Origin of the sequence: Tenacibaculum sp. ZH5_bin.1, from assembly GCF_042865525.1 — a bacterium.
GTDB classification, from domain to species: Bacteria; Bacteroidota; Bacteroidia; order Flavobacteriales; family Flavobacteriaceae; genus Polaribacter; species Polaribacter mesophilus.
On record NZ_JBEGIO010000001.1, the window covers coordinates 387,034 to 410,899 of the forward strand.

21 protein-coding genes are annotated in these 23,866 nt (G+C 31.7%); 7 read left to right on the top strand and 14 right to left on the bottom strand.

The genetic code is table 11. The features are described from left to right. Nucleotides 1–40: 40 nt before the first annotated feature. The 11 genes from ABHQ57_RS01780 to ABHQ57_RS01830 form a co-directional block, all read right to left on the bottom strand. The gene (locus ABHQ57_RS01780) at nt 41–403 is read right to left on the bottom strand and encodes a cupredoxin domain-containing protein (protein ID WP_073182403.1); all 363 of its coding nucleotides are present in this window, start codon (nt 401–403) and stop codon (nt 41–43) included. A 103-nt stretch (nt 404–506) separates the two neighbouring features. Then, nucleotides 507–1,064: a carboxymuconolactone decarboxylase family protein gene (locus tag ABHQ57_RS01785; RefSeq protein ID WP_159610662.1), complete on the bottom strand. Its 558-nt coding sequence runs from the start codon at nt 1,062–1,064 to the stop codon at nt 507–509. 395 nt (nt 1,065–1,459) lie between these two features. Beyond that, complete coding sequence (locus tag ABHQ57_RS01790) at nt 1,460–2,305, bottom strand: helix-turn-helix domain-containing protein (protein ID WP_167712565.1); 846 nt, start codon at nt 2,303–2,305, stop codon at nt 1,460–1,462. A 145-nt stretch (nt 2,306–2,450) separates the two neighbouring features. Then, nucleotides 2,451–3,050: a hypothetical protein gene (locus ABHQ57_RS01795; RefSeq protein WP_167712566.1), complete on the bottom strand. Its 600-nt coding sequence runs from the start codon at nt 3,048–3,050 to the stop codon at nt 2,451–2,453. Between the two features lie 228 nt (nt 3,051–3,278). Beyond that, nucleotides 3,279–5,258, bottom strand: coding sequence for a hypothetical protein (locus tag ABHQ57_RS01800; RefSeq protein ID WP_167712567.1), 1,980 nt, complete (start codon nt 5,256–5,258; stop codon nt 3,279–3,281). A gap of 91 nt (nt 5,259–5,349) precedes the next feature. After that, nucleotides 5,350–6,075 (bottom strand): hypothetical protein, encoded by a 726-nt coding sequence (locus tag ABHQ57_RS01805; protein WP_167712568.1) that lies wholly within the window; start codon nt 6,073–6,075, stop codon nt 5,350–5,352. Nucleotides 6,076–6,143: 68 nt separating this feature from the next. Continuing rightward, the gene (locus ABHQ57_RS01810) at nt 6,144–6,572 is read right to left on the bottom strand and encodes a phage holin family protein (protein ID WP_047788116.1); all 429 of its coding nucleotides are present in this window, start codon (nt 6,570–6,572) and stop codon (nt 6,144–6,146) included. Further along, nucleotides 6,565–6,996, bottom strand: coding sequence for a TIGR02594 family protein (locus ABHQ57_RS01815; RefSeq protein WP_167712569.1), 432 nt, complete (start codon nt 6,994–6,996; stop codon nt 6,565–6,567). Before ABHQ57_RS01815 ends, ABHQ57_RS01810 begins: the two co-directional genes overlap by 8 nt. 406 nt (nt 6,997–7,402) lie before the next feature. Continuing rightward, nucleotides 7,403–7,864, bottom strand: a complete 462-nt coding sequence (locus ABHQ57_RS01820; protein ID WP_159610653.1) for an SMI1/KNR4 family protein — start codon at nt 7,862–7,864, stop codon at nt 7,403–7,405. A gap of 10 nt (nt 7,865–7,874) precedes the next feature. After that, nucleotides 7,875–10,577, bottom strand: coding sequence for an HNH endonuclease (locus ABHQ57_RS01825; RefSeq protein WP_196781596.1), 2,703 nt, complete (start codon nt 10,575–10,577; stop codon nt 7,875–7,877). 229 nt (nt 10,578–10,806) lie between these two features. After that, nucleotides 10,807–14,367, bottom strand: coding sequence for a hypothetical protein (locus ABHQ57_RS01830; RefSeq protein WP_167712570.1), 3,561 nt, complete (start codon nt 14,365–14,367; stop codon nt 10,807–10,809). Between the two features lie 312 nt (nt 14,368–14,679). Between ABHQ57_RS01830 and ABHQ57_RS01835 the strand changes: the two genes are divergently transcribed. The 7 genes from ABHQ57_RS01835 (at nt 14,680) to ABHQ57_RS01865 (ending at nt 21,033) form a co-directional block, all read left to right on the top strand. After that, nucleotides 14,680–15,480, top strand: coding sequence for a LexA family transcriptional regulator (locus tag ABHQ57_RS01835; protein WP_167712571.1), 801 nt, complete (start codon nt 14,680–14,682; stop codon nt 15,478–15,480). 5 nt (nt 15,481–15,485) lie between these two features. Then, entirely contained in the window at nt 15,486–16,106 is a 621-nt protein-coding gene (locus tag ABHQ57_RS01840; protein WP_167712572.1) for a DUF6973 domain-containing protein, read from the top strand. Continuing rightward, nucleotides 16,107–16,796: an alpha/beta fold hydrolase gene (locus tag ABHQ57_RS01845; RefSeq protein WP_167712573.1), complete on the top strand. Its 690-nt coding sequence runs from the start codon at nt 16,107–16,109 to the stop codon at nt 16,794–16,796. 6 nt (nt 16,797–16,802) lie between these two features. Continuing rightward, nucleotides 16,803–17,387 (top strand): alpha-ketoglutarate-dependent dioxygenase AlkB, encoded by a 585-nt coding sequence (locus ABHQ57_RS01850; protein WP_167712574.1) that lies wholly within the window; start codon nt 16,803–16,805, stop codon nt 17,385–17,387. Nucleotides 17,388–17,571: 184 nt separating this feature from the next. Beyond that, nucleotides 17,572–18,249, top strand: a complete 678-nt coding sequence (locus ABHQ57_RS01855) for a succinate dehydrogenase cytochrome b subunit (RefSeq protein ID WP_073182389.1) — start codon at nt 17,572–17,574, stop codon at nt 18,247–18,249. A 12-nt stretch (nt 18,250–18,261) separates the two neighbouring features. After that, a complete protein-coding gene (locus ABHQ57_RS01860) occupies nt 18,262–20,277 on the top strand; it encodes a fumarate reductase/succinate dehydrogenase flavoprotein subunit (RefSeq protein ID WP_167712575.1) in 2,016 nt (671 codons plus the stop codon). Nucleotides 20,278–20,286: 9 nt separating this feature from the next. Then, nucleotides 20,287–21,033: a succinate dehydrogenase/fumarate reductase iron-sulfur subunit gene (locus ABHQ57_RS01865; protein WP_073182387.1), complete on the top strand. Its 747-nt coding sequence runs from the start codon at nt 20,287–20,289 to the stop codon at nt 21,031–21,033. Nucleotides 21,034–21,426: 393 nt separating this feature from the next. Here ABHQ57_RS01865 and ABHQ57_RS01870 read toward each other — a convergent pair whose 3' ends face one another. The 3 genes from ABHQ57_RS01870 to ABHQ57_RS01880 form a co-directional block, all read right to left on the bottom strand. Next, nucleotides 21,427–21,810, bottom strand: coding sequence for an ankyrin repeat domain-containing protein (locus tag ABHQ57_RS01870; protein ID WP_047788101.1), 384 nt, complete (start codon nt 21,808–21,810; stop codon nt 21,427–21,429). Between the two features lie 110 nt (nt 21,811–21,920). Further along, on the bottom strand, nt 21,921–23,060 hold the full coding sequence (locus ABHQ57_RS01875) for an ATP-binding protein (RefSeq protein ID WP_073182386.1): 1,140 nt from the start codon (nt 23,058–23,060) through the stop codon (nt 21,921–21,923). Nucleotides 23,061–23,063: 3 nt separating this feature from the next. Next, the gene (locus ABHQ57_RS01880) at nt 23,064–23,819 is read right to left on the bottom strand and encodes an SDR family NAD(P)-dependent oxidoreductase (RefSeq protein ID WP_159488744.1); all 756 of its coding nucleotides are present in this window, start codon (nt 23,817–23,819) and stop codon (nt 23,064–23,066) included. Nucleotides 23,820–23,866: the final 47 nt, after the last annotated feature.

Consider the following 23,866-nt stretch of genomic DNA (forward strand, 5'->3'; position numbering starts at 1 on the left):
GTTTTTACGGGTTTTTTATTATTAATCAATTATTAAAACACTACTCTACTGTTAAGGTATATTGAGGTGTTGGATTAAGCGGACAAAAGTACACGTACTCCCCTTTTGTTAAAGTTACTTTTTTAGAGCTTGACTTACTGTTGTTTTTTACTAAAGAAGTTACATACGCGTTTTTTATATGATGCTTTTCTTCTGTTTTTCCTTTTGGTGCTAATACAAACCCTACATCGTGTCCTACATTCTTGTTTGAAATTTCAAAAACATAAGTTCCTTCTGAAAGTGTTAACGATTTTTGAGTGAATTTTCCTTTTGTTTGCTCTAAAGAAATGGTTTTTGCTTTTTGTGCATTTGCTGTAAATGCAAACCCTACTAATAATACTAAAATAGCTACTACTTTTTTCATTTTTATTGATTTTTATGATTTTACTTTTTATAGATGAATAGCTCTGTAACCTAAAACCCCGTAACTACACTTTGTCAATAAGGCCACAAGAGCTATTCGTTTTTTATGCACTTTGTGTGAATTTTCCTGCTTCTACTTTTGGAAAATCAACTTCAGTTTCTGCTATATGATTTACATAGTTTGTTAAGGTGTTGGCTACAACATTTAATACAATTTCTAAAATATCTCCGTCGTTATACCCAGCTGCTTTTACCTCAGCTATTTCTACTGAACTTACATTTCCTTTCTTTTTTGTAACACTTTGTGCAAATTTTAAGCCTGCTTTGGTTTTAGCATCAGAAGCCTCTGCTTGTCGGTTTTGTTCAATTTCTTCCTCTGACAAGCCATTGTTTTTTCCTATTGCCGTGTGTGCTGATAAACAATAGTTACATTCATTTTCTTCTGCTATAACTAATGCTAATTGCTCTCTAAATTTGTTTGAAAAATTCCCGCTTCCATTTAATTCTCCCAAGCTTAGATAGCTTTGTAAAAGTGCTGGTGAATTTCCCATTACTTTAATTAGGTTTGGAATAAATCCTAACTTATTTTGAACTGCATCAAACAATTCTTTTGATTTTCCTGTTGTGGTTTCTGGGTTTAAAGTTTCAATTCTTGTGCTCATAATTTTACTATTTTAAAGTTGTCTTTTTAGTTTGTTTTTTCACAGTTACATAATTCTCTTTCAGGAAACTGCTCATCGTATTCTTGATATCCCCAACAATTAGGGCATTGGTTAATTTCTGTTCTCATAATTCGTTGTTCTTGAATTCTGATACAAAGGTGCGACAGGAATAAGCCTTAAAAAATGGACAAAGGTTCTTAAAACTTGGACTAGCTATTTTTGCTAACATTTTTCTTACAAAAAACTAGCTTTTAATTCATGGTTTCGTAAAATACAGGTAACGTAACGACACGTTTATAGTAGTACTTTTAAGGCGTCGAAAAGGTTGTTTGTATTAGTGTAACAAAAAACTTTATTAGTTGTGTAGTTTACCACGCGTTGCGTGGTTTTTTCTTTTATAAGCTATAGCTTCTTTTAAATTGTTTTGGCGATTGCCCTGTAGCTTTGGTAAAAAACCGAGAAAAGTACGCAGGATCATTAAACCCTAAATCAAAAGCAACTTGTTTAATAGAATCATCTGTATACAACAACAGTCTTTTTGCTTCGGTAATAATTCTGTTTTTTATAAAGTCGCTTGGAGTTTCCGTTCCTATTTTTTGAAGGTGTTTTGTTAGTGATTTTGGTGATAAGCCTAACCGATAAGCATATCCTGTAACTCGGTGTATCTTTTTAAAATTTTGCTCTACCAACAGGCTAAAATCTTTAAAAAGCTTGGTTTCTACACTCTCTTTTACAACATCTTTTTCTTTTTTTATTCGTACTGAATATACAATAAACTGTTTTAAAAGCGATTGTAGCATATCGTATTGAGCTGTTTCTTCTAACTCAAACTCTTCTTTTAGGTTTTGAAGAATAAAATCTAATTTTTGCGTTTCTTTTTCTGAAGGTACTACAAAAGGTGTTTCATATATATTATTAAACAATACTCCATTACATGATACCTCTGCATCGTGTGTTTGAATACAATAAAAATCTCTTGTAAAACTAAGTTGATAGGCTTCTTTAATTTTTTCGGAATCTACTGAAAATACTTGTCCTGGTGATAAAAATAATAATACTCCATCTTCAAAAGAGTAACTTTTAAAATCGATATTATACTTACCTGTTCCTTCTTTTATCCAAAATACTTTGTATTGATTTATTTGCTGTGGTGAGTTTACTACACATGATTCTTCAAACTGAACTGTTTGCAACGAAAAAATATTTTGATAGGAGTAGTTTTGAATATCTTGTACCGCCATTTATACATAGTTTTATTGTTTGTCGAAAAAAATAGAGAGAGCTGACAAGTTTTTTAAAAACTTAAAATTCGTTTTAATACCCGAATAGTTTATTGTTCGGGTATTAAAACGAATTTTTAACTTCTATGGTTGAAAATTAATTCTTTTAATTCAACAATCGATACCCTACACCTACATTATGAGTAGGTTGATTGAGTTGGTTGATATTTAATCGGTAACTAGCAAACCATTTTCCTTTTCGGTTGTATTGTAATCCGAAACTAAGGTTGTCAAAGGTTTGTGGATTTCCTCCTATGTCGGTAAAGAGATACAAGCCACTTCTGTAGGTTTTTGGATGCTCAATCGTTTTGGTAATAGTTATTTCTCGGGGTACTTTGAGTTTATACGATAACTGACTATCTAACAATTTTCCTTTTACCAAATCGTAGTTATAAATTTCTATATCGGCATTCTTTAAAGTATCTCGGTATATTTTTGCAGCTACATAGTTGTTAGTGTCTTTGATAAAAATGGTGTCTTTTACAATCTTGGTTACATCATTTTTATGGACATACACTTTTTGGTATTTAATGGTTTGTACCTTAAACGTATCTATTTTGGTTTGCCAAACGGTGTCTTTTACGACAGTTATTTTAGGTTCTTGAGGTACTAATTTTTGATTTCTCTTAGTAAAAAGATTGATAAATAACAGCACTATAATGACACCCAATAATAACCTGTCGGTTTTATGATTAAAAAAATTCATGCTATTTTGTTTTAGGGTTTATACCTTTTACAACTTGAAATTATAACTGGTATTAGAAAAATGTTTGTCAGTTCAAAGAGCGAAGAATGAGTGACGTAAAATCTCTTAAAGATGAGATTTCTCCTCATATCTCGTCGAAATGACACCAAACACTAAAAATTAACAGGAAAAAGAACCACTAAAAACGATTGTTAGGGGTTAGACTTTAGTTTTTGGTTATTCTCTCTATCAAACCAATTGAGGAATAAATTTAACCATTGTTGCAACTCCTGAAGCATCAATATCTTGATAGTATAAATCTATACTATCATCTGGTTGCTTATAATAATTAGTAAAATTAAAGTTATAATTATATTTATCTCCACTGTACGCACTTACTGAAGGTATATTTAACCTACCTGTTAATTCTTTTATATTAAACTTCGCACCCCAAAAGCTTACCTTATTCTTAGGGTAAATTATTTCAAAGTCATTTATAGATGTATTAAATATACATTCTTTAAATGTAACTAAATTAGTGTAAGACTCACTAATGGGAACGTATGTACTTTCATCAAACTGGAGTTTAAAAGAATTTATTTTTCCATTAAAAATTACATTATATAATTCAGCAAAACAAGTGAATCCGTTTACCGTATTATTAAATGTTGTTCTTCTTACGTTATTAATAAAGTAACAAAATTCAATGTCTCCTTTAAATATTCCACTTAAACTTCTTCTAACAATAGTCCCTATTATTCTAACTCTATTGCTCGAGTTATCACTTTTAAGAAATATTGAGTTGTTTATACTACTAATGTAACCATAAGATATAAACAAGTCAGGTGCACTATCAATCCCCTTACTTAATTCTGTTTCTCCATTAAGAATCTCTAAATTACTTAAGTTAAAAACTACTGTATTTCCACTTATATTCACCAACTTTTTTTGCATCTCTGTTATACTTCCTAAAAAAACAGTACCAGGTGCTGCTGAAGAGTTTGTTTCATTTCTACCTACCATCAGTCTAACTTCTGAACAATTGGTTATAGTAACTCCTTCATTATATTCTGAATTAACATACTTTATCTCACAATCAAAAGCTTTACCTTTAATCACTATATTTCTATTATGAAGCTTTACCTTACAAGCTTGTTCTTTTGTAGGAATTGCTGTATTAGAAAAAGTTAAATACTCTTGTGAGTCGTTTACATCAATAACAATATTCATGTAAGCTTTAGTTTTTGTGTAATTATAGTCTTCAAAAAAAGTAGTTGTAGTACCAAAAGGTTGCCTATTCCAATAAAACAGGTTATTTATATTGTCACCTGCAGAAGAATTATCATTTTTATAAGCTACTCTCATATAACTCAAATCTTCTGGAGCTTTTGCCAAACTATATCTAGGATAACTAATTGATGAATCATATACAGGTATTGAACCTTTATATCTTACAAATTTTTCTGTTCTAAAATCGTAAGGAGTTTCAATTTCTAACTCCTTGTCAATCCTATTCAAAATAGTTCCTTGGTTAGCTATATTTGTTACAGGACTGTTTGCCTCATCTACTCCATCAAATGTTACAGTAGATACATCATATTCAACTTTATCATTTACATAAGTTAAACTTCTTGCTGTAGAAAATAAAGTATTATTAGTTTCTGCTTTTACGACTAGTTTTTCAACAGGTGAATCTTGCTTAATAACATCTGTATCAATCTGTTTATAGATATTTTTAAAATCAAAAGAGTATTCTTGATTTGGTACTAAACTATTTGTTGATATTAAATTTAATAAGTCATCATAAGTCGTTTCAATGACTGACAGCTCTGTTCCAATAGTCCCCACTAATGAAGATATATCAATACTAAAAGCACTATCATCATCTCTTTTAACAATAAGGTTGTTTCCTTGTACTTCTCCACTTACCAATCGTGCTAAATTTATATTATCTAAATAAGGCGTTAAGTCAATTTGTGAAACGCTTACGCCATCTTTTAATAAATCAACCGTGTTAGTTCCAGAAATGGGAGATAATGTATATTCAGGTGCTTGTTGCTCAGAAGCAATACTAACCTCTCCTGTTTCATTAATGACAAATCTGCGGTTGGCTTCTCCTTCGGGTTGTTTGGCATCTATATAACTATCAATTAAATCGGCATATTGTTGTTGTGTTGGCTTATCGCCTGTTTCAAAAAATTGTTTTAATGTTTCTTTGTTTTGTTTCATTTTTGTTCTTTTTTATCGTTTTTAAATTGTTTTTGATAAAAAAGAGCCACTAAAAACTACTTTTGTTAGGGGCTATACTTTTATTTTTAATTTATGGTGTGTATACATTTGTTATATATGTTCCTGTGATACTTAATTCATGAGCAACTCCTCCTCCATTAAAAACAACATCAGTTACTCTACTAGTTCCATCAGCATCTACCAAAAGTAAACCGCTAGAAGTCACTAATACTTTTACATCCTCAATATTAACTCCAGCTTCAATAGAGGTAGGTCTAAAAGTTACTAGACTCCCTCCAGCAGCATAAGAAATTCCGTTCAAAGAAACAGGAATTGGTAACCCTGTAACAACAACTCCATTATTTCCAGTTATATTTGTTACTGGAGGATCTGTTATATCTCTAAAGCTTATTTCAAAATAAACTTTGTTTCCCGTTCTTATTGCTCTTCCATTTTTAGTACTAGAACCATACTCATTTGCTAAACCGGTTGAACCTGTTCCTAAAAACATTTGGGGGGTAAATGTATATTCTTCATAATAACCATTTGGTAATCCTGATTCTCCAACACTATTAATCACTGGTTGTAAAGGATCTGTTTCATCAATCATAATATTAGTTCCTGCTTGGTAAGTTGGAACTTGTTGTTCAGAAGTTACACTTACCTCTCCTGTTTCATCAATAACAAACCTTCGGTTTGCTTCTCCTTCGGGTTGTTTGGCATCAACATAACTATCAATTAAATCGGAATATTGTTGTTGGGTTGGCTTGTCGCCTGTTTCAAAAAATTGTTTTAATGTTTCTTTGTTTTGTTTCATTTTTGTTCTTTTTTATCGTTTTTAAATTGTTTTTGATAAAAAAGAGTCGCTAAAAAAAGTGTTAGCGACTAAACTTTTTCTTTGTCGTTGTTTTTTTGTTTTTCGGTTGTTTGCTCTAAGGTACCTTGCATACCCGCTTGTTTTAACAAACTGTGCAATGCTTTAAAGGGGTTTACTCCATAAATTTTGTTGTAGTTTTCTAAAATTGACTTTGTTTCGGTAATAGCTATAAATCCTGCTATTATTTTTAAAAAAGGAACTTCATTTACAATGTGTTTTTCTAAAAAATAAGCTGATATAATTACCAAGTTATAAATAACAAACTTAGAAATGGTATGTCCAATTCGTTCGCTTTTTATAGGTATTTGTAACTTTAAAGAAGCATAGGCTCCTGTAATAAAATCAACTACGATTAGTAACATCATGGTAGTTAACACTCCATTTAAAGGCGACAATAAAGCAAGCAACCAAAAAATGAAATGTGAAAATTTATCCATTCTTTTTTAGTTTTCTAAAGTCTAATACCCTGTTTTTAGGATACGCTTTAATGCTTACACTATTTCCTTGATTACCTCCTAATAGATATACATATCGCTTGGTTTCTTTAATTAAAAAGCCAACATGCCCTTTCCAGCTATTAGGGTTATCTCTCCATAAAACCACCACATCTCCTGGTTCTGGATTTGTAGTAGAATCTCCTACCGACAACCAACTGCGCGCAGTTAGCTGGTTTGTGTGTTCATAACCTGCTTTTTTAGCTACCCAATTTGCAAAGGCACTGCACCAAGCGGTTTCATCTTTAAATTTTCCTCCATCAAAACCTAATGAAGTAAAATAGTTTACAATTTGAGGATGATCTTTTGAGCCTTTCACCTCTTTGACTCCGTATTGCGATAACGCTACCGATATTAAATTATTCATACAAATGTTTAATTTTTTAAAGCGCTTGCAGACAAAACTTGTAAGTTGTTGATTCTTTTTCTTTTTCCTAGACCTGAAAGGGGTTAATCATAACTTTTTTTCGTTTCTGCTTACATTAAAGATTAATAAATAACAATGAACTGTTAGAAAAGCAAGACAAATATACAACATATTACAATTAAAAACAAAACAAATTACAAATATTTTGCATTATGTTTTAATTTAGAAATGTTCTCTGAAATTTTATAAAAGAAAAAACCAACTAAATTTAACTTTAGTTGGTTTCAATATTAATACCTAAATTACAAGGAAACTCACTAGATTACATTCTTTAAATAAAGCTAATCTTCTATATTTTATATAAGTGCTGATAAAAAATTAACTCTTCTCAATATATAATGAGAAACTATTTTAATCCTTCTATAAACTCCTCAAAAGAATCACAAATAAATTGTAATTCACTCCCATCCCAATAATGTAGATAAACAACACCATAATCTTCACCTTTAGTAGAAATACAATATGTAGCTCCTCCAGAATTCTGTCCAAAAGGATACAAAAAAGTAGGTAACTCCTTATCATTAATCTGATAGTTATCTATGATTTCATTAACTGTCACTAAATCATCTATAGCATCCAATACATCTTTATCCTCATACTTTGAATCAATTGAGTAGAAAAAATCGAAATCAAACTCTAAATCTACTTTTTTAGAATAAAAAAAAGATTTATCTGGATAACCTCCATTATTTTCCAGAATAAATTCTATATATGATTTAGGTAAGTTTAAATTATATACTTTTACAAACTCACCAAACTCATCTGGTGAAATTCTTTCAATATTGTCTGTTATTTGAATTTTATTCATAATTAAATTTTTATTTTGTTTTTGATCTCGCAATACCAAAGAAAAGCTCTATTATACCGGGAGCTCCTTTATGAGGAAAACATGCTGTATGTATTTTTGTTTTTACTAACTGCATTGTACATTCTCCTGTAATAGGATTATAATCATCCATATGATGCCATGTATATTTATTAGGCTTATTCTTACCATTTGACACATACTTTTTTGTAAATCCAGGCATAAATTTTTCTACAGCTTCATTACATAGGCGAAAATCGTCACTATCAACCCCTGTAACCTTTATCTTAATCTCTCCAAATCTTTTATCAGCATTAAATAAAAATTCTGGTGTATGCAAAAAATCAGGAACCAAACCTCTTCCTTTTTCAACTCCTCCTTTGAGTCCACTTTTTAAAATATTAACACCTTGTTTTCTATATTTTAATAACGCTTTTTTTAATGGATCAAATCTTTTAGAATCATTTTTAACTGCTATTTTAAGTACCTCATCAAACTCAGAAATAATTTCTTCATTACTTTTTCTCATTTTTTCAAGATACTTCTTAATATCATCTTCCTTACCTTTCATCACAATATCTCCATGCTTATCTAAAACTGAAACATTTGTACTAGCTCCTTTTTCCCTCAAGACTTTTAACCCTCTTTTATCTAATACACTTCTATACTTTAAATTTAAACTCTCAGCCAACTCATCCAAATAATTTTGAACTTTCTTTTTGCTATTTCCTCCACTAGAACGAATTTCATCTATTTTTTTAGCAAATTTTCGAATAGCATCTTCAGTCCCTTCTAAAATGGTTTTATCTCCTTGTTTAATAGTATAAATAACTCCGTCAGGGCTTACTAAAACTTTTCCTGTGTTAGGATCTAGTTTCTCAAAAATAACAACTCCTAAATCATACAACAACTCTAAAACTGCTTCGAAGCCTTTAAATAATTGGTTTACTGTACTCGCAAGCTTCTCTATAAACTCTCCAATCCATTTTTTAAGATTATCTAAATGTTTCGCAAAGTTTTTAGCAAATTCTTTAAGCTTTCTAATCGCAGCTAAAACTACATCTACTGTTATTTCTGCTGTTTTTACCACTTTTTTAGCTACTACATTCGCTAACTCTTGATACGATTTTAATACTGCTTTGGTTGCTTTGGCTATATTCGCTGTTCCTCCAGTAGCAATAAACTGTACTACTTCCGAAGCTATAAAACCAACTAAAAACCCTATATAATACCCTAAAGCACCTGGATCTATCGTGATTTTTGTATTGGATGCCTTAGCAAATAAACCTATTAATAGTTTAGCAGTAGTTATAGGCATTTCTATTAAAAACTGCATCCATGCTTTTAGGTTTGTTAACGTGAAGGTATTGAGTACTAAATCGATAAGGTTTTCAAAACCTTCTGCTAATAAACGTAGGTAATGACCTGGTTTTTCAAAGAACTTTCCTGTTTGGATAACGCCGTTTAAAACATCTACCAAAATAGCTAAAATATCAAAGATAGATTTAAAGAAATCAATAATACTATTAATAAGCCCTACTAACAATCCGTTAATAAAATCGTAGGTGTTTTGTACGTTTTCTTTTACACCATCTAAAAACTCTTTAAGTATGCCTGGTACGTGCTTAAATAACTTAGTAATACGTTCACTTTTAAAAGGCATAAGCTCTTTAAACAACCAATGTTTGTTAAATCGCTCTGCAAACGTTACAATTGGAGCTTCAACAGGAACTACATAATTTTTATAAATTGAATTTGCCAATTCCTCGGAAGAAAAACTCTCATTAATATTAAACTTAGGCAATAACGGATTGTATTTTGAGTTCTCTTTTCCTTCATCCGTTGTTTTCCAATAGTTTTCACCTAACTGTAACTTACCTATTTCTTCGCCTGAGCTTTTTAAGAATTTAGACAAGTTACTTAAAGTAACATCCGCTCCCCAACGTACTATTTGCCCTCCTTTTTTCAATACCAAATAAAAATCGCTCTCTGTTGATTTTTTAAGTTCTTGTTCCAGCATTTTACTTAGCTCGTTCGTAAATACATCTACTCCATAAGCTCTAACAATTTCCGCTATGCGAATTCTGTTCGTTTCTATAAGAGAATTTACATTTTTCCCTTTTTTTATTCTAAACACTGTTCCGAAAAGGTTACTTCCTGAACTGCGTTCAATAAAAATAACTACCTCGTGTGCACTTACATTTTGTATCGCTTCATAAGCTTGTAATAATTGCGCTCCATCTTCAGAAATAAATACAGTTGTAAAAGCTTCATATTGGATACTTTTAACATCTCTGGTAGTTGGTGAAGGGGTTGCATTTACAATTACCTCCTCTAAATCGATACTATTATCAAGTTGGATATAAAACTTTTCATTAATTTTATAATAAGGCAATGTTCCGTTTTGAAAATCAACAATGGTATTTTGAATAAATGCAAAGTTTTCATCATTTTCTTCATATTGCAGTTTATTAATTTGCCCATAAGGCGAATTATTTTCTAGAAAAAAATCTCCATATTCACCAGACAATCGACTATTAAAATGTAGTAACCATTTATTTGCAGTTTTTACTCCTTTTTCTATTTCTACATATATATTGGGACTTGGAACTGCGGTTTCTTTTATTTTTTGTTGCTGAACATCTGAAAACACCACCAAATCTTTAAAATTGGTTTTGTGTTTAAAATGTTTGCTTCCATATTCATGAGCATGCATATTTTTTTGTTTTTTATGATTAATAAAAAACAAACCTCACCCTTCTCTTCTCTTTTAAAGCAAAGAGAAGAGAAGTGTTATTACGAGCTATACTTGGCAATCCTTTAAGTTTAAAACTCTTGATACATAGATTGCTTCATTTTTTTCGCAATGACGTAAAAAAATATAGGGTGAGGTTTGTGACTGTGTGTATAGAAAAATGTTTGTTTAACAAACATTTTTACTGCACTTATGCTACATTGTTGGTCTCGCCTACAATATCGTAATCTACACCATCAGGTCCCTGTCCTATCTTATAAGTACTTACATCAAATAAGCCTTGACCTTCACAGTCTGGATTACACGGCAAACCTCCTTCATTTAATACTACAGAATCTGCTTGTAACACAGTTAACGTTGTTGGCACACGGGTTTCCCAAGTGCCTTCTACTTCACCTTCAATAGTTTGCATTTCTTCGGCAACAGAAACATATAAATCATCGTCCATATCGGTAACCATACCTTGACCATTCCAAATTTCACCCGTTTTCATATACCAGTTTACCATTTCTTCAAAACCAGGACGCACTGGTACTACGGCTCTTGCCATACCACTTTGTAAAAAAGCTTGGAAAATAGGGTCGCTACCTTCGTTATATTCAAAATTAGCATCCCAATCACCTTTGTCTGCATAAAAGTATGGGTAAAAAGTATATGCCATAATCTCCCAATCAAAAGCTTGTTCAAAAAACTTAACCGTTTCAGCATGGGTTTGGAATTCTGGTGTCCTTGTAATGTTTTTAGAACTTTCACCATCGTAGTTATCTCGAGCAAACTCTACATTTTTATGCTTCATTAAACTTACGGCAATACGTTTTAGCTCACGTTTTTCGATACTACGATTGATTTGAGAACTCAACTCTTTTTTCTTTTCATTAGGTTTGTTTTCTTGATTTTGAGACTGTATAAAGTCATTATATGCTAACACTTGTTCATTGTATGCTTCCACAATGGCTTTATAAGCTTCATTTTGCCATTTTTTTAACGCTTCTTCTGTTCTAATACACTTGACAACAACGTTAAAATTTCCCGTTAATGAATCAAAGCTTGAGGCAGAAACTGCTAATAAGTTTTTTGCTCTTGAAAAACTATCGTCTGATTTAAACGAGAATTTCGTATCTCCTTTTACTTCATTTTCCTGAATAGTATTACCTACTGCTATACGAAGTCTCCCTCCAATTTTACCTGAATCATGGGAGTATAAATTACCTACCACCTCAAAAGATTCTGTAATATAATTTTCTGAAATTTCAATTTCATCAGCAATAACACTTCCTTCTTGGCCCTTTAAGTCTTGAAAATCTAACTTATAAGATTTCATTATATTAATCTCATTTTCAGGATAATCAATATAATCAACTCCATATTGAGATAAAATATTAGCATAATTACCTTCATTCAAATCAGAAGATTTTTCAATCTTTTTAGACAACTTACTAGGGTGTACTGGTTTTTTAGGAATAATTAGCCCTTCTGTTGTCTTTTCGTCTCCATTATTGTTTTTTAAATATGAATCAATATAAAACTTTGCAGGTTCTGGTAAGGCAAATTCATACATTAAGCGCTTACCATAATTTATCAACTTATTTTTATAAATCTTATCTACCCAACGATACACTCCTGTAACATGTTTATCTCCTTTACGGTTATCAAATCCATGAGTATTATTCTCTTCAAACTCACGTAACATGCGAGACGTACGTTTGGTACTAATTTTTTGAACCACGCGCTCTAAAGCCCTTTCTGTAACTTCCTGTGCATACGTTTGTGCTTGTAAATTAGAATTTGATACTGAGTTTGAAGAAGAGGAATTAAAGTTTGTACCAAAACTATACTTTGGACCAATACTCCCACCACCACTTACACTTGCATTCGCTCCAAAACTAGTAGCACTATCGCTATTTACAATAGAAGACGCTTCACTTTGTAATTCATTGCGCTCAGTAGAAGTCGTATCCGTTAGGTTTTCTACTTCTTTTTCTGTTGCTGTTTCCGTTGTTGTTTCTGAAACTCTTAAATCTCTAGTAGAACGCTCTTTATATTCGCGTGCCATGATGTTTTCAATGTGCGACACCTCACCTGGTACATAACAACACACCTCTTGCTCCACACGTCTAAAATCAGCAATTCCCAATTGAGAAACTCCATACAATACAGTATTTTCAGCATCTATCGCTGTATTTTCATTTGTAGCAGTTTCACTTCCTTCTATAACTTTGGTTCCAATTCCTGAATACACACCAAAACGCTCTAACTCTCCTAACTTAATAGGATCATATATATCCTCAAAACTTGGTGAATTCCCTGTAATATATATTGATGAACTAAACTGTATCTTAACATCATTACTTAATGTTACCTCTCCCGAAAAAGTATTCTCTCCCAATGTAAAAACTTCTCCACCAGAGAAAAACTGTAAGTTTAATAAATTATCAGTACTTGATAGTTTTCTTACATCACTTCCTGTAATCATATTTCCAAGCGCATCTTGTAATTGGTAGCTTGCACTTTTTACAAATGCATTGGCATACCCTACATTTATACTCATAGACATCACAAACCTATCTAGTAAAACAGCTGGTTTTATATTTCCTGAATACGAATACAACTGTGTTCCTCTCATAGCGCTTAGCGTTACTGTAGTATCTCCTACACTCACTTTTTGAGCCTCTTGAGGAGTATCATCGTACACTAACTGATAATCCTTCTTAATTCGATCTCTTAAAATAGGTTTTACTTCATCAAAAGTATCATATACACTTAAACTATCAGAGTTTATTATGTTTAATGTTTCTGTAGATAAGTTTGTTGTCGCTACATCCCTATCAATCTCTAAAGCGCTTTCAAACTCAAACTTTGGCAATTGTAAGTCTGGATACGTTTTTATTTGTCTTGTAGAACCTGTGTCTGCATAAAATACTGTTTGAATTTCAGAAATTGCCTCTTCTTGTAATTGATCAATAGTGGCGTCGTAAGCTTTGAGTTCTGTTTTGTAACGTGTTGTCTCAGCCTTTCTATATAGCGTTTCTGCGTAGTCTAAATCTTTTAATACAGCTTCGTGTAATTGAATTCTGTCTTTTGCTAAAGCTACCTCTAACTGAGATTGCATATAGTCTTGTGAGCTTTTTGAAATAACGGGTTCTGTATAAGAAAACTCATTTTGCGCAGCAATAATCACCTCTTTAGGTACAATAACACTTGCATTCGCTAAACGCAGAAATTCTTTTTCATTTTCTTCAGTAAAAACAATTTCCCCTTCTGTACCTTCCGTAAAACTATTCGTAAAAGCACGAAACACTTTTAAGAACTTATTTGCTACTAATACTTGTATCAAAGCTTCTCTTACAGCAACTAACTCTTTGTCAATTGTTTGATGAAATAAATTTTCCCATAACACAAACTCTTCGTTTATAGTAAGTTCTTGTGCTGCATTCAAATTAGCTTCAATACTAGCATACGATAGCACATTCTTGTTGCGCATTAACCACCCAGAAAACTGATACAACTCTGGATGTAAGTTTTTAATTTCAAGCCTACTATTTATCGGAGTAAAACTTGTACTGTAAGCCCCTTTTAATGCTGTTTTCCTTTCTTCGTCTGTGGTCGCTCCTTGTACTGCTTGAAAAGCTAAACTTTCTGCTTTTTTTTCTTCTGGAAAGGAAACAAATCCAGTTTCTTTGTCTTCAATTAATTGTGGACTACGTAATGTTACAAACCTAAATAGGTTTGATTTGATTGGTTTTTTACTCATTTTTATAAAATTTAATTAATTTTTTAATCAAGCTCAAAAAGAGCCCTGTTTAGTTGCTTTTCTAACAGTTCTTTTTTCTTGATTTTTGTTTTATTCAAAAAAATGTTTGAATAAACGAGTATAGATTTCAAAAAAGTGAAGAAAATCAAGTTGAAATCTTAAAAACACAATCGCTAAAACCACACAAATGTTTGATTATTACAATTTTTTTGTATATTAGCAATTCATTAATGAGGCAAACATAAAACATATTACACATTTAAACAAACAAAAGTTTAATTATTTTTGCAATATGTAAAAACATAAAATGTTATGGGAATTTCCGAAAAAATAGCAGCAATTAGAGATGCTTTTAACTTAAATAACTTTTCTTTTTCAAAAAAAATAGGTGTTACTGGAACCACTATAGATAGCATTATTAATGGGAGACCTCAATCTGACGGTAGTAGAAAAAAAACAAAACCTGGTTACGATGTTCTTACTTCTATTATTAATGAATTTAACATTAATCCTGATTATTTATTTGGAAAAAGTGATATAATGCTAAAAACAAAATCTACAGATATTCAAACATATTCTGGAGTTCCTCAGGTTGTTTCTGTGAATTCTTCAGGTAATGAAAACGTGGTTTATGTTCCTATACAAGCAAGAGCTGGTTATTTAAATGGTTATGGAGATTCAAATTATATAGAACAACTTCCTTCTTTTAATATGCCTCATCTTAACAATGGCACCTTTCGTTGTTTTGAAGTACAAGGAAACTCTATGGTGCGTACTTTTTTTGATGGAGATTTAGTTTTTGGAAAGTATGTTGAGAATTTACATGATATTAAAGATGGTCGTGTATATATAATTGTAAGTAAAAATGATGGTATTGTTTTAAAACGTGTAATTAATAGAATAGAAGAAAGAGGTAAACTTATTTTAAAAAGTGATAATAAAGATGGTAACTACCCTACTTATACCATAAATGCTGAGGAAATTATGGAAGTTTGGTATGTAACTATGTTCGCCTCTAAACAAATGCCTGAACCTGTTGATGTTTATGATAGATTACACGATTTAGAAAGTAAAATTGTTGAATTAGAAGAGCAAATTAGCAGTAAAAATTAATTTTTATGCTTAAAAAACTGCTTTTTTTAGTTCTTTTACTGCCTTTTTATACCACTGCACAATCCAACTGGCAACAATTTAAAAAATTACAAGGAGCTCAAAAAACATGGGTACTACTCCATCCTTTTAAAGCAAAAAAAGCTTTTATTGTTTCACGTGAAGCATCAAGAGTAAGTGACTCTCTAAGAGTTTCTCCCTTGTTAGATAGCGATCATGCTGGTGGACAAGTAGATGCATTTCGTCATGCTTTTTGGATGGCTTTATTAAAACAATCAATTGGTGAAAATGCTGCTCGTTCACTTGGCAAAGCTCACGAAAAAGACAACTACAAAACCTACAAAGAACGAAAGTTAGAAGATGGTGTTATTCCTGATCAAATTTCTTCTGATATGGATTTATTTAACAACGAAGTTGGTTTAACTTTATCCAAAAAGGGCAACAACCTTCCTAAAAGGGGATTGATTTACAGAGTAATCAACGCCATTCATCAAGGAAAATTAAAAATTATTAAAAAAGATAAAAACGGTAATTTTCTAACTTGTAATAATGAGATAATTCCTAAAAAAACATTAATCGGCAAGTGGAAGAATAACAAATGTTTGGTTAGTTCTAATTATAATAGATAAATGCAAAAAGTATATGTAATTTCAGGTACCATGTGTACGGTAGATTTATGGCAATATGTTTTTCCTAAACTAAAAAACATATTGCCAGTCCATATTGATATTACTCCTGCTAATTCTTTTGAGGAAATTAATCAAATGATACTGAATCACGTTGAAGAACCAGCCACTATCATTGGGTTTTCTTTAGGTGGGTTTTCCGCTATGAACTTTAGTGCTCATTATCCTGAAAAAGTAAAAAAGTTAGTTGTAGTTGCTGCCAATACTGATGTATTGAGTGATTCAGAAATTCAACTAAGAAAAAGCACTATTGACTTTTTAGAAAAACACACCTACAAAGGAATCTCTCAAGCAAGAATTCAACAGTTTTTACACCCAGATAATCACCGTAATTCCGAAATTATTTCTGTTATTAAAAAAATGGATGCCGATTTAGGAAAAGACGTACTACTTCGTCAGTTAAAAGCAACTTCAACTAGATTAAATATTTCACAAGAAGTTTTAAATTTAAACATCCCTATCTTTTTTATTGCTGCCGAAAATGATGCGCTTATCAACCCAAAAAAACTAAAAGAGTTTGCCAATAAAACTGAAAGAGGAACATACGTAATGATTAAAAATTGTGGTCATATGGTTCCTCTTGAAAAACCTGAAGAACTGGCATCAATAATGAACCTAACCATCAACGAATAATATAAAATGTCAACCAGCCTTAATAATGTTATCAGTTACAGCCCTAATTTTTTAACTGAAAAAGATGCTACAGAGTTATTTAAACAATTAATAAGCCTGTCTGAACTTACAAATATGATGGAAATGAGACTTTCATCTGATAAGGTAATTAAATACAACTTTGGTAAATTAATGTTTATTGACCCTGATTTAATGGAGAAAAATGTTTTTCAAAAATCAGCTTGGGGAAACACTATGATATGGCCAAAATATATGCTTCCTTTAAAAAAGCAAGTTGAAGAACACACTAGACAAGAATTTAAAACTTGTGTATGTATTTATTATCCTAATGGAAATTCTGGCATTGATTATCATTCAGATAAAGTTGCTTTTGGAAATACTGATATTATTCCTTCCCTTAGTTTAGGTGAAGAACGTATGTTTTATCTTCGAGAAAATAAAACGATGATTGAAAACAATATACTTCTGGAGCATGGAAGTTTATTAGTTATGAAAAAAGATTGTCAAGAATACTACGAACACAGCCTACCCGAAAACCCTGAATATTTAAACCCAAGAGTAAATTTAACATTTAGAAAATACGGTTTTTGAAACCCCATACATCAAAAAAAGCTTAAATTCACTCTCATTTTTTCCTCTACAAATATCAAAAAAACTGTTTTCTTAAATCACTATTTAAACCCATTCTAAATATTTAAGAAAACAATTCGTAAAGTTTGTTCAAGTACTGTCATCCTCTTAAATTTGTGCTATTATTTAATCAATAAACAAAATAATGAGCGGATTACTAAAATCTTCTATCGGAAGAAAGTTTGCCATGGCACTTTCGGCATTCTTCCTGATGTTTTTCTTATTACAACATTTTGCAATTAACATTACTTCGATTTTTCCAGATAACGGAGCTACATTTAACAAACTGTCGCACTTTATGGGAACAAACCCGTTAATTCAATATGTAATGCAACCAATTTTAATATTTGGTGTGGTATTTCACTTTGTAATGGGATTCGTCTTAGAAATTAAAAACAAAAGTGCTCGTAAGGTTAGCTATGCTAAAAATAATGGAGCTGCAAACTCTACTTGGATGAGTAGAAACATGATTTACAGTGGTGCTGCTATTTTAGCTTTTATTGTATTACACTTTATCGATTTTTGGTTTCCAGAAATCAACACCAAATTTATTCAAGGTGACTGGAGTGGTTTACACGATGGTGAGTTTAGATACTTCCACGAACTACAGCACAAGTTTTTAAGCCCAATTAGAGTTGGTGCTTATGTAATTGCTTTTGTTTTCTTAGCATTACATTTATTACACGGATTTAATTCTGCTTTCCAATCTGTGGGAGCAAATAATAAATATACTAAAGGATTGAAAACTTTTGGTAAGCTTTACGCAATCTTAATTCCGTTAGGATTCGTAATTATTGCATTATTTCATCATTTCAATCACTAATACGCAACAAGTATGGCAACTTTAGATTCAAAAATTCCAAAAGGTCCATTAAAAGATAAATGGACAACTTATAAAGATAAAATTGACTTGGTAAACCCTGCTAACAAACGTTTAATTGACGTTATTGTAGTGGGTACTGGTTTAGCGGGTGGTTCTGCTTCTGCAACGTTAGCAGAATTAGGATATAACGTTAAAGCTTTTGCTTACCAAGATTCACCTCGTCGTGCACACTCTATTGCAGCACAAGGTGGTATTAACGCAGCAAAAAACTATCAAGGTGATGGTGATTCTTTTTACCGTTTATTTTATGATACAGTAAAAGGTGGAGATTACCGTTCTCGTGAAGCAAACGTTTATCGTTTAGCTGAGGTTTCTGCAAATATTATTGACCAATGTGTGGCTCAAGGAGTTCCTTTTGCACGTGATTATGGTGGTCAATTAGATAACCGTTCGTTTGGTGGAGTATTAGTATCTCGTACCTTCTACGCGAAAGGTCAAACTGGTCAGCAGTTATTATTAGGAGCATATTCTGCAATGAACCGTCAAATTGCTCGTGGTAAGATTGAAATGTTCAATCGCCATGAAATGTTAGATTTGGTTATTGTTGATGGAAAAGCTCGTGGTATTATAGCTCGTAACTTAGTTACTGGTGAAATTGAGCGTCACTCTGCACATGCAGTAGTAATTGCTTCTGGTGGATACGGAAATGTATATTTCTTATCAACTAACGCAATGGGATCTAACGCAACTGCTGCTTGGAAAGTTCACAAAAAAGGAGCTTTCTTTGCGAACCCTTGTTATACGCAAATTCACCCAACTTGTATTCCACGTTCAGGAGACTATCAGTCTAAACTAACCCTAATGTCTGAATCGTTACGTAACGATGGTCGTATTTGGGTTCCTAAGAAAATGGAAGATGTATTAGCTATTAGAGAAGGAAAATTAAAACCAACTCAAATTGCTGAAGAAGATAGAGATTACTACTTAGAAAGAAGATATCCTGCCTTTGGTAACTTAGTACCTCGAGATGTGGCTTCTCGTGCTGCAAAAGAGCGTTGTGATGCTGGTTATGGTGTAAATGCTACTGGTGAAGCTGTTTACTTAGATTTTAAATCAGCTATTGAGCGTTACGGTAAAGAGCAATGTAAATTACATGGAATTAAAAACCCTTCACAAGAGAAAATTATTGCTGAAGGTGAAAAAATAGTAGAAGCTAAGTACGGGAACTTATTCCAAATGTATGAAAAGATTGTAGATGACAATCCTTACAAAACACCAATGATGATTTATCCTGCAACTCACTACACCATGGGTGGAATTTGGGTAGATTATAACTTAATGACTACTATTGATGGTTGTTATGCTATTGGTGAAGCAAACTTCTCTGATCACGGTGCCAACCGTTTAGGGGCTTCTGCATTAATGCAAGGTTTAGCTGACGGATACTTCGTGTTACCTTATACAATTGGTGATTATTTATCTAATGATATCCGTACAGGTAAAATTTCAACAGAAACTAAAGAATTTGAAGAAGCTGAAAAAGCGGTTAAAGATCGTATTAATTTCTTCATTAACAATAAAGGAGAGCATTCTGTAGATTACTACCACAAAAAATTAGGAAAAATTATGTGGGAAAAATGTGGAATGGCACGTAACGAAAAAGGTTTAAAAGAAGCGATGGCTGAAATTAAAGAGTTACGTGAAGATTTCTGGAAAAACGTAAAAGTTCCTGGAGAGGCTAATGAAATGAACCCAGAATTAGAAAAAGCTGGAAGAGTAGCTGATTTCTTAGAGTTAGGAGAATTATTTGCTAAAGATGCCTTAAACAGAACTGAATCTTGTGGAGGACACTTTAGAGAAGAGTCTGTTGAATTAGACGGACCTCAAAAAGGAGAAGCAAAACGTGATGATGCAAACTTTGCTTATGTAGCTGCATGGGAGTATAAAGGAGAGCCAGCTGATGCTGTATTACACAAAGAAGAATTAGAGTTTAACGATATTGAATTAAAACAACGTTCATACAAATAAGAGAGAATTATGAATTTAACACTTAAAATTTGGCGTCAAAAAAACGCAAGTGATAAAGGAAAAATGGTCGAATATAAGGTGACCGATATTTCTGAGCATATGTCTTTCTTAGAAATGATGGACGTATTAAACGAACAATTAGTTAATGCTGGTGAAGAGCCTGTAGCATTCGACCACGACTGTCGTGAAGGAATCTGCGGAATGTGTTCAATGTATATTAACGGTGAAGCACACGGACCAGATCGTGGAGTAACTACATGTCAGTTGCACATGCGTATGTTTAACGATGGAGATACTATTACAATTGAACCATTTAGAGCTGCTGCTTTTCCAGTAATTAAAGATTTAGTGGTTGATAGAGGTTCTTTTGAAAGAATTCAACAAGCAGGCGGTTATATTTCAGTAAACACATCAGGAAACACCACAGATGCCAATGCTATCTTGGTTCCTAAAGAAAATGCTGATAAAGCAATGGATGCTGCCACATGTATTGGTTGTGGTGCTTGTGTTGCTACTTGTAAAAACTCATCTGCCATGTTATTTGTTGGAGCAAAAGTATCTCAATATGCTTTATTACCTCAAGGACAGGTTGAAGCGACTGAGCGTGTTAAAAACATGGTTGCTCAAATGGATTTAGAAGGTTTTGGTAACTGTACTAATACTGGAGCTTGTGAAATTGAATGCCCGAAAGGAATTTCTTTAGAAAACATTGCTCGTATGAACTCAGAGTTCTTAAAAGCTAGCTTTAAAGGATAAAAATAAAACTTAACCGTATTAAAGCGTTACTATTTTCTAGAATTAGAAATAATTAAAATACAGATAAGAAAGTTGTCTTATCTGTATTTTGTTTTTATTCTAATTTTATTTTGCTTATTGTTTTATGTAGGTATTAGCATTTCATATGATAAATACGTTCTTTTGTATTATACAATATCAACTCTTTACTTCGTATTTTTCATCATTCTAACATTATTTGTATTAATATTTATTAAGAATTCTTTATTTATAAATGTAAAGATTTAAACAAACTTGTAAAAGAATCAGTATAGCTTATACTAAAAGATCTTTGAAGCTAAATTTCAAAGATCTAAATTAATACTTTATAAAAACTATCAACCTATACTAGGTCGACTCAAAGTCTTGGTTATATTACTTTCCTAAAGCTTTAGCAATAACTTTATAAGACTCATGTGCTTTTGACATTTTAGCATATTCTAAGGCAGTATATCCTCTTTCAGACTTTGTTTTTAATTTTGCTCCGTTATCAATTAATAATTGAACAATATCTGCTTTGTTATATCTAGCAGCAAACATTAAAGGAGTTAGTCCTGTAGACTTTCTGTTAATATCTGTTCCGTTTTCAACCATAGCTTTTACAGCCTCAAAGTTTCCAGCTCTAATTAATTTACAAAAAGTACTTACATTAGGGTATTCTAGGTTAGTTTTAACAGGTGTTTCATATGGAGTTGAAGTAGCAGTAATAGTTCCGAAGGATAAAGTAATTGCTAAAGCTGATAAAATTAATTTTTTCATGATGTTGTGTTTTTATGATTAGGTTACAGCTAAAAGACGCCTATTAAAACAAAACGTTTCACCAAAAACAGACACTTAACAATTATTTAAGATAAGGTCTTAAAAATCTCTTAATGATATTTTACTTTTCGTATTACTCGCATAGCTTCTTTGTATTTAATATAGGTAGTTTTATCTTCTAAGTTTTTGATATAATTTTTTGCTTTTTTAAGTTGTAGAGGAGCAATTTCAAATCCATTTAAATAACAGATTAGATAGGTAGTAGGTAGTCGATATACATCTTCATGTTCAATAACAGAAAGAGGTTTGTCGTTCATAATTTTAGCGACAATACTATTATTATTATCATAAATAAGTTGTAAAATATCGTTATGGTATTGAGGAGCTTCAAATAAAAATTCCGTAACAATATCATGCTTTCCGTTATCTTTAAAGTTAATAATGGTTTTTTCTAACGGATAGCGTTTTTCACTCTTATCAATCCCTAAAACAATGTATTCGGTGATAATAAAAGACTGTTCGTTGTAACTAATTTGTACATCATCTAACGAAGAAAAAAACAAACGTACTTGTTCGTTTACCAACTCAATATCAACACGAGTAAAAAACGCTTCATTATTTATAATTTTCTTTTTTCCTGCCCAACAAAGCACAAACTGTTCGTTAAATACTTTGTATTGCGGATTATATTCTGGTTTGTGCCTATTAATAAAGTCGAAAACGCCATCAAGGGTAAGTTGAATATTGTTACTTGCGTTTTTTTCAATGGCTTCAACAATAGCTTTGTTGTTATTCTTTAAAATAAAACCTTCTTCAGCAGGCATAGAATTACTACCTCTACGATAAAAAATAGTTCCTTTACGATATTTCCAGACATTTTTGGCTAAAGAGGTAATTAATTTGGTAGGATAAATAGTTACTAATCCAATTACTTTGTGGCGTTGTAAACGTGGAAAAGGAACATTTTCATATTCTATTTTTGGTGGATTATTCAGATAAGCATTTACCAAATTTTGAATTTTGCTATCATCATAAAAATCAACTCCTATAATTTTATTTTCTTCATCCTCAATACCAATAACAATATATGAGTTGTTGTTAGGGTTTGAATTAGAAAGTGCACAAACGTGTTTTATAAACTTAGCTTTTCCTTCTTTAGAACCAAAGGATAATTTTTGTTTTTTATCATAAAAACTATTCTCGTCGTTATGAGACAGTAAGTTTTTAATTAAAAGACGTTTGTTAATCACAACTTAAGCGTTTTTGTTCACAATAGTTGCACTAGCTTGCGCTGTAGGGTATACAATTAAATCTTCAATATTTACATGATACGGACGAGTAACTACAAAGTGAATAATATCTGCTATATCTTCAGGTTGTAGTGCTTTGTATCCTTGATATACAGTTTTAGCTCTTTCGGAATCTCCTTTAAAACGAACATCAGAAAACTCAGTTTCTACCAATCCTGGGTGAATGGCACATACGCGAATGTTGTGTTGATTCAAATCAATACGCATTCCTTTATTTAAAGCGTTTACAGCGAACTTTGACGCACAATACACATTTCCGTTAGGATACACATCTTTTCCTGCGATAGAGCCAATATTTACAATGAAACCATTGTTTCGTTCTACCATTTGAGGAATAATAGCTTTTGAAATGTATAATAAGCCTTTAACGTTTCCGTCAATCATAGCGTCCCAATCGTCAATATTTCCATTTTGAATGCTATCTAATCCATGAGCATTTCCAGCATTGTTAATAAGAATATCAATATGTTTAAATTCGTCAGGTAAACTATTGATCGCATTTTGTACTTCTTCGTTATAACGAACATCAAACTGAAGTATATGTACTTTGGTAAATTTTGATAATTCTTGTTGCAGTTTTTGTAGCTTTTCAACACGTCTACCACAAAGAATTAAGTTGATGTTATTTTTAGAAAAAAGTTGAGCGGTTGCCTTACCAATACCTGAGGTTGCTCCAGTAATTAAAGCAGTTTGTTGCATGGTTTTTTGTTTTGTATAAAGGTAATATTTTTTATGTTAAGCCACCA

What these genes read in the sequence shown, in the direction of transcription:
- ABHQ57_RS01830 (WP_167712570.1), bottom strand. Translation starts at nt 14,367, where the DNA reads ATGAGTAAAAAACCAATCAAATCAAACCTATTTAGGTTTGTAACATTA.
- ABHQ57_RS01820 (WP_159610653.1), bottom strand. Translation starts at nt 7,864, where the DNA reads ATGAATAAAATTCAAATAACAGACAATATTGAAAGAATTTCACCAGAT.
- ABHQ57_RS01825 (WP_196781596.1), bottom strand. Translation starts at nt 10,577, where the DNA reads ATGCATGCTCATGAATATGGAAGCAAACATTTTAAACACAAAACCAAT.
- ABHQ57_RS01785 (WP_159610662.1), bottom strand. Translation starts at nt 1,064, where the DNA reads ATGAGCACAAGAATTGAAACTTTAAACCCAGAAACCACAACAGGAAAA.
- ABHQ57_RS01835 (WP_167712571.1), top strand. Translation starts at nt 14,680, where the DNA reads ATGGGAATTTCCGAAAAAATAGCAGCAATTAGAGATGCTTTTAACTTA.
- ABHQ57_RS01795 (WP_167712566.1), bottom strand. Translation starts at nt 3,050, where the DNA reads ATGAATTTTTTTAATCATAAAACCGACAGGTTATTATTGGGTGTCATT.
- ABHQ57_RS01865 (WP_073182387.1), top strand. Translation starts at nt 20,287, where the DNA reads ATGAATTTAACACTTAAAATTTGGCGTCAAAAAAACGCAAGTGATAAA.
- ABHQ57_RS01860 (WP_167712575.1), top strand. Translation starts at nt 18,262, where the DNA reads ATGGCAACTTTAGATTCAAAAATTCCAAAAGGTCCATTAAAAGATAAA.
- ABHQ57_RS01815 (WP_167712569.1), bottom strand. Translation starts at nt 6,996, where the DNA reads ATGAATAATTTAATATCGGTAGCGTTATCGCAATACGGAGTCAAAGAG.
- ABHQ57_RS01790 (WP_167712565.1), bottom strand. Translation starts at nt 2,305, where the DNA reads ATGGCGGTACAAGATATTCAAAACTACTCCTATCAAAATATTTTTTCG.
- ABHQ57_RS01810 (WP_047788116.1), bottom strand. Translation starts at nt 6,572, where the DNA reads ATGGATAAATTTTCACATTTCATTTTTTGGTTGCTTGCTTTATTGTCG.
- ABHQ57_RS01850 (WP_167712574.1), top strand. Translation starts at nt 16,803, where the DNA reads ATGTCAACCAGCCTTAATAATGTTATCAGTTACAGCCCTAATTTTTTA.
- ABHQ57_RS01780 (WP_073182403.1), bottom strand. Translation starts at nt 403, where the DNA reads ATGAAAAAAGTAGTAGCTATTTTAGTATTATTAGTAGGGTTTGCATTT.
- ABHQ57_RS01880 (WP_159488744.1), bottom strand. Translation starts at nt 23,819, where the DNA reads ATGCAACAAACTGCTTTAATTACTGGAGCAACCTCAGGTATTGGTAAG.
- ABHQ57_RS01870 (WP_047788101.1), bottom strand. Translation starts at nt 21,810, where the DNA reads ATGAAAAAATTAATTTTATCAGCTTTAGCAATTACTTTATCCTTCGGA.
- ABHQ57_RS01840 (WP_167712572.1), top strand. Translation starts at nt 15,486, where the DNA reads ATGCTTAAAAAACTGCTTTTTTTAGTTCTTTTACTGCCTTTTTATACC.
- ABHQ57_RS01845 (WP_167712573.1), top strand. Translation starts at nt 16,107, where the DNA reads ATGCAAAAAGTATATGTAATTTCAGGTACCATGTGTACGGTAGATTTA.
- ABHQ57_RS01805 (WP_167712568.1), bottom strand. Translation starts at nt 6,075, where the DNA reads ATGAAACAAAACAAAGAAACATTAAAACAATTTTTTGAAACAGGCGAC.
- ABHQ57_RS01855 (WP_073182389.1), top strand. Translation starts at nt 17,572, where the DNA reads ATGAGCGGATTACTAAAATCTTCTATCGGAAGAAAGTTTGCCATGGCA.
- ABHQ57_RS01800 (WP_167712567.1), bottom strand. Translation starts at nt 5,258, where the DNA reads ATGAAACAAAACAAAGAAACATTAAAACAATTTTTTGAAACAGGCGAT.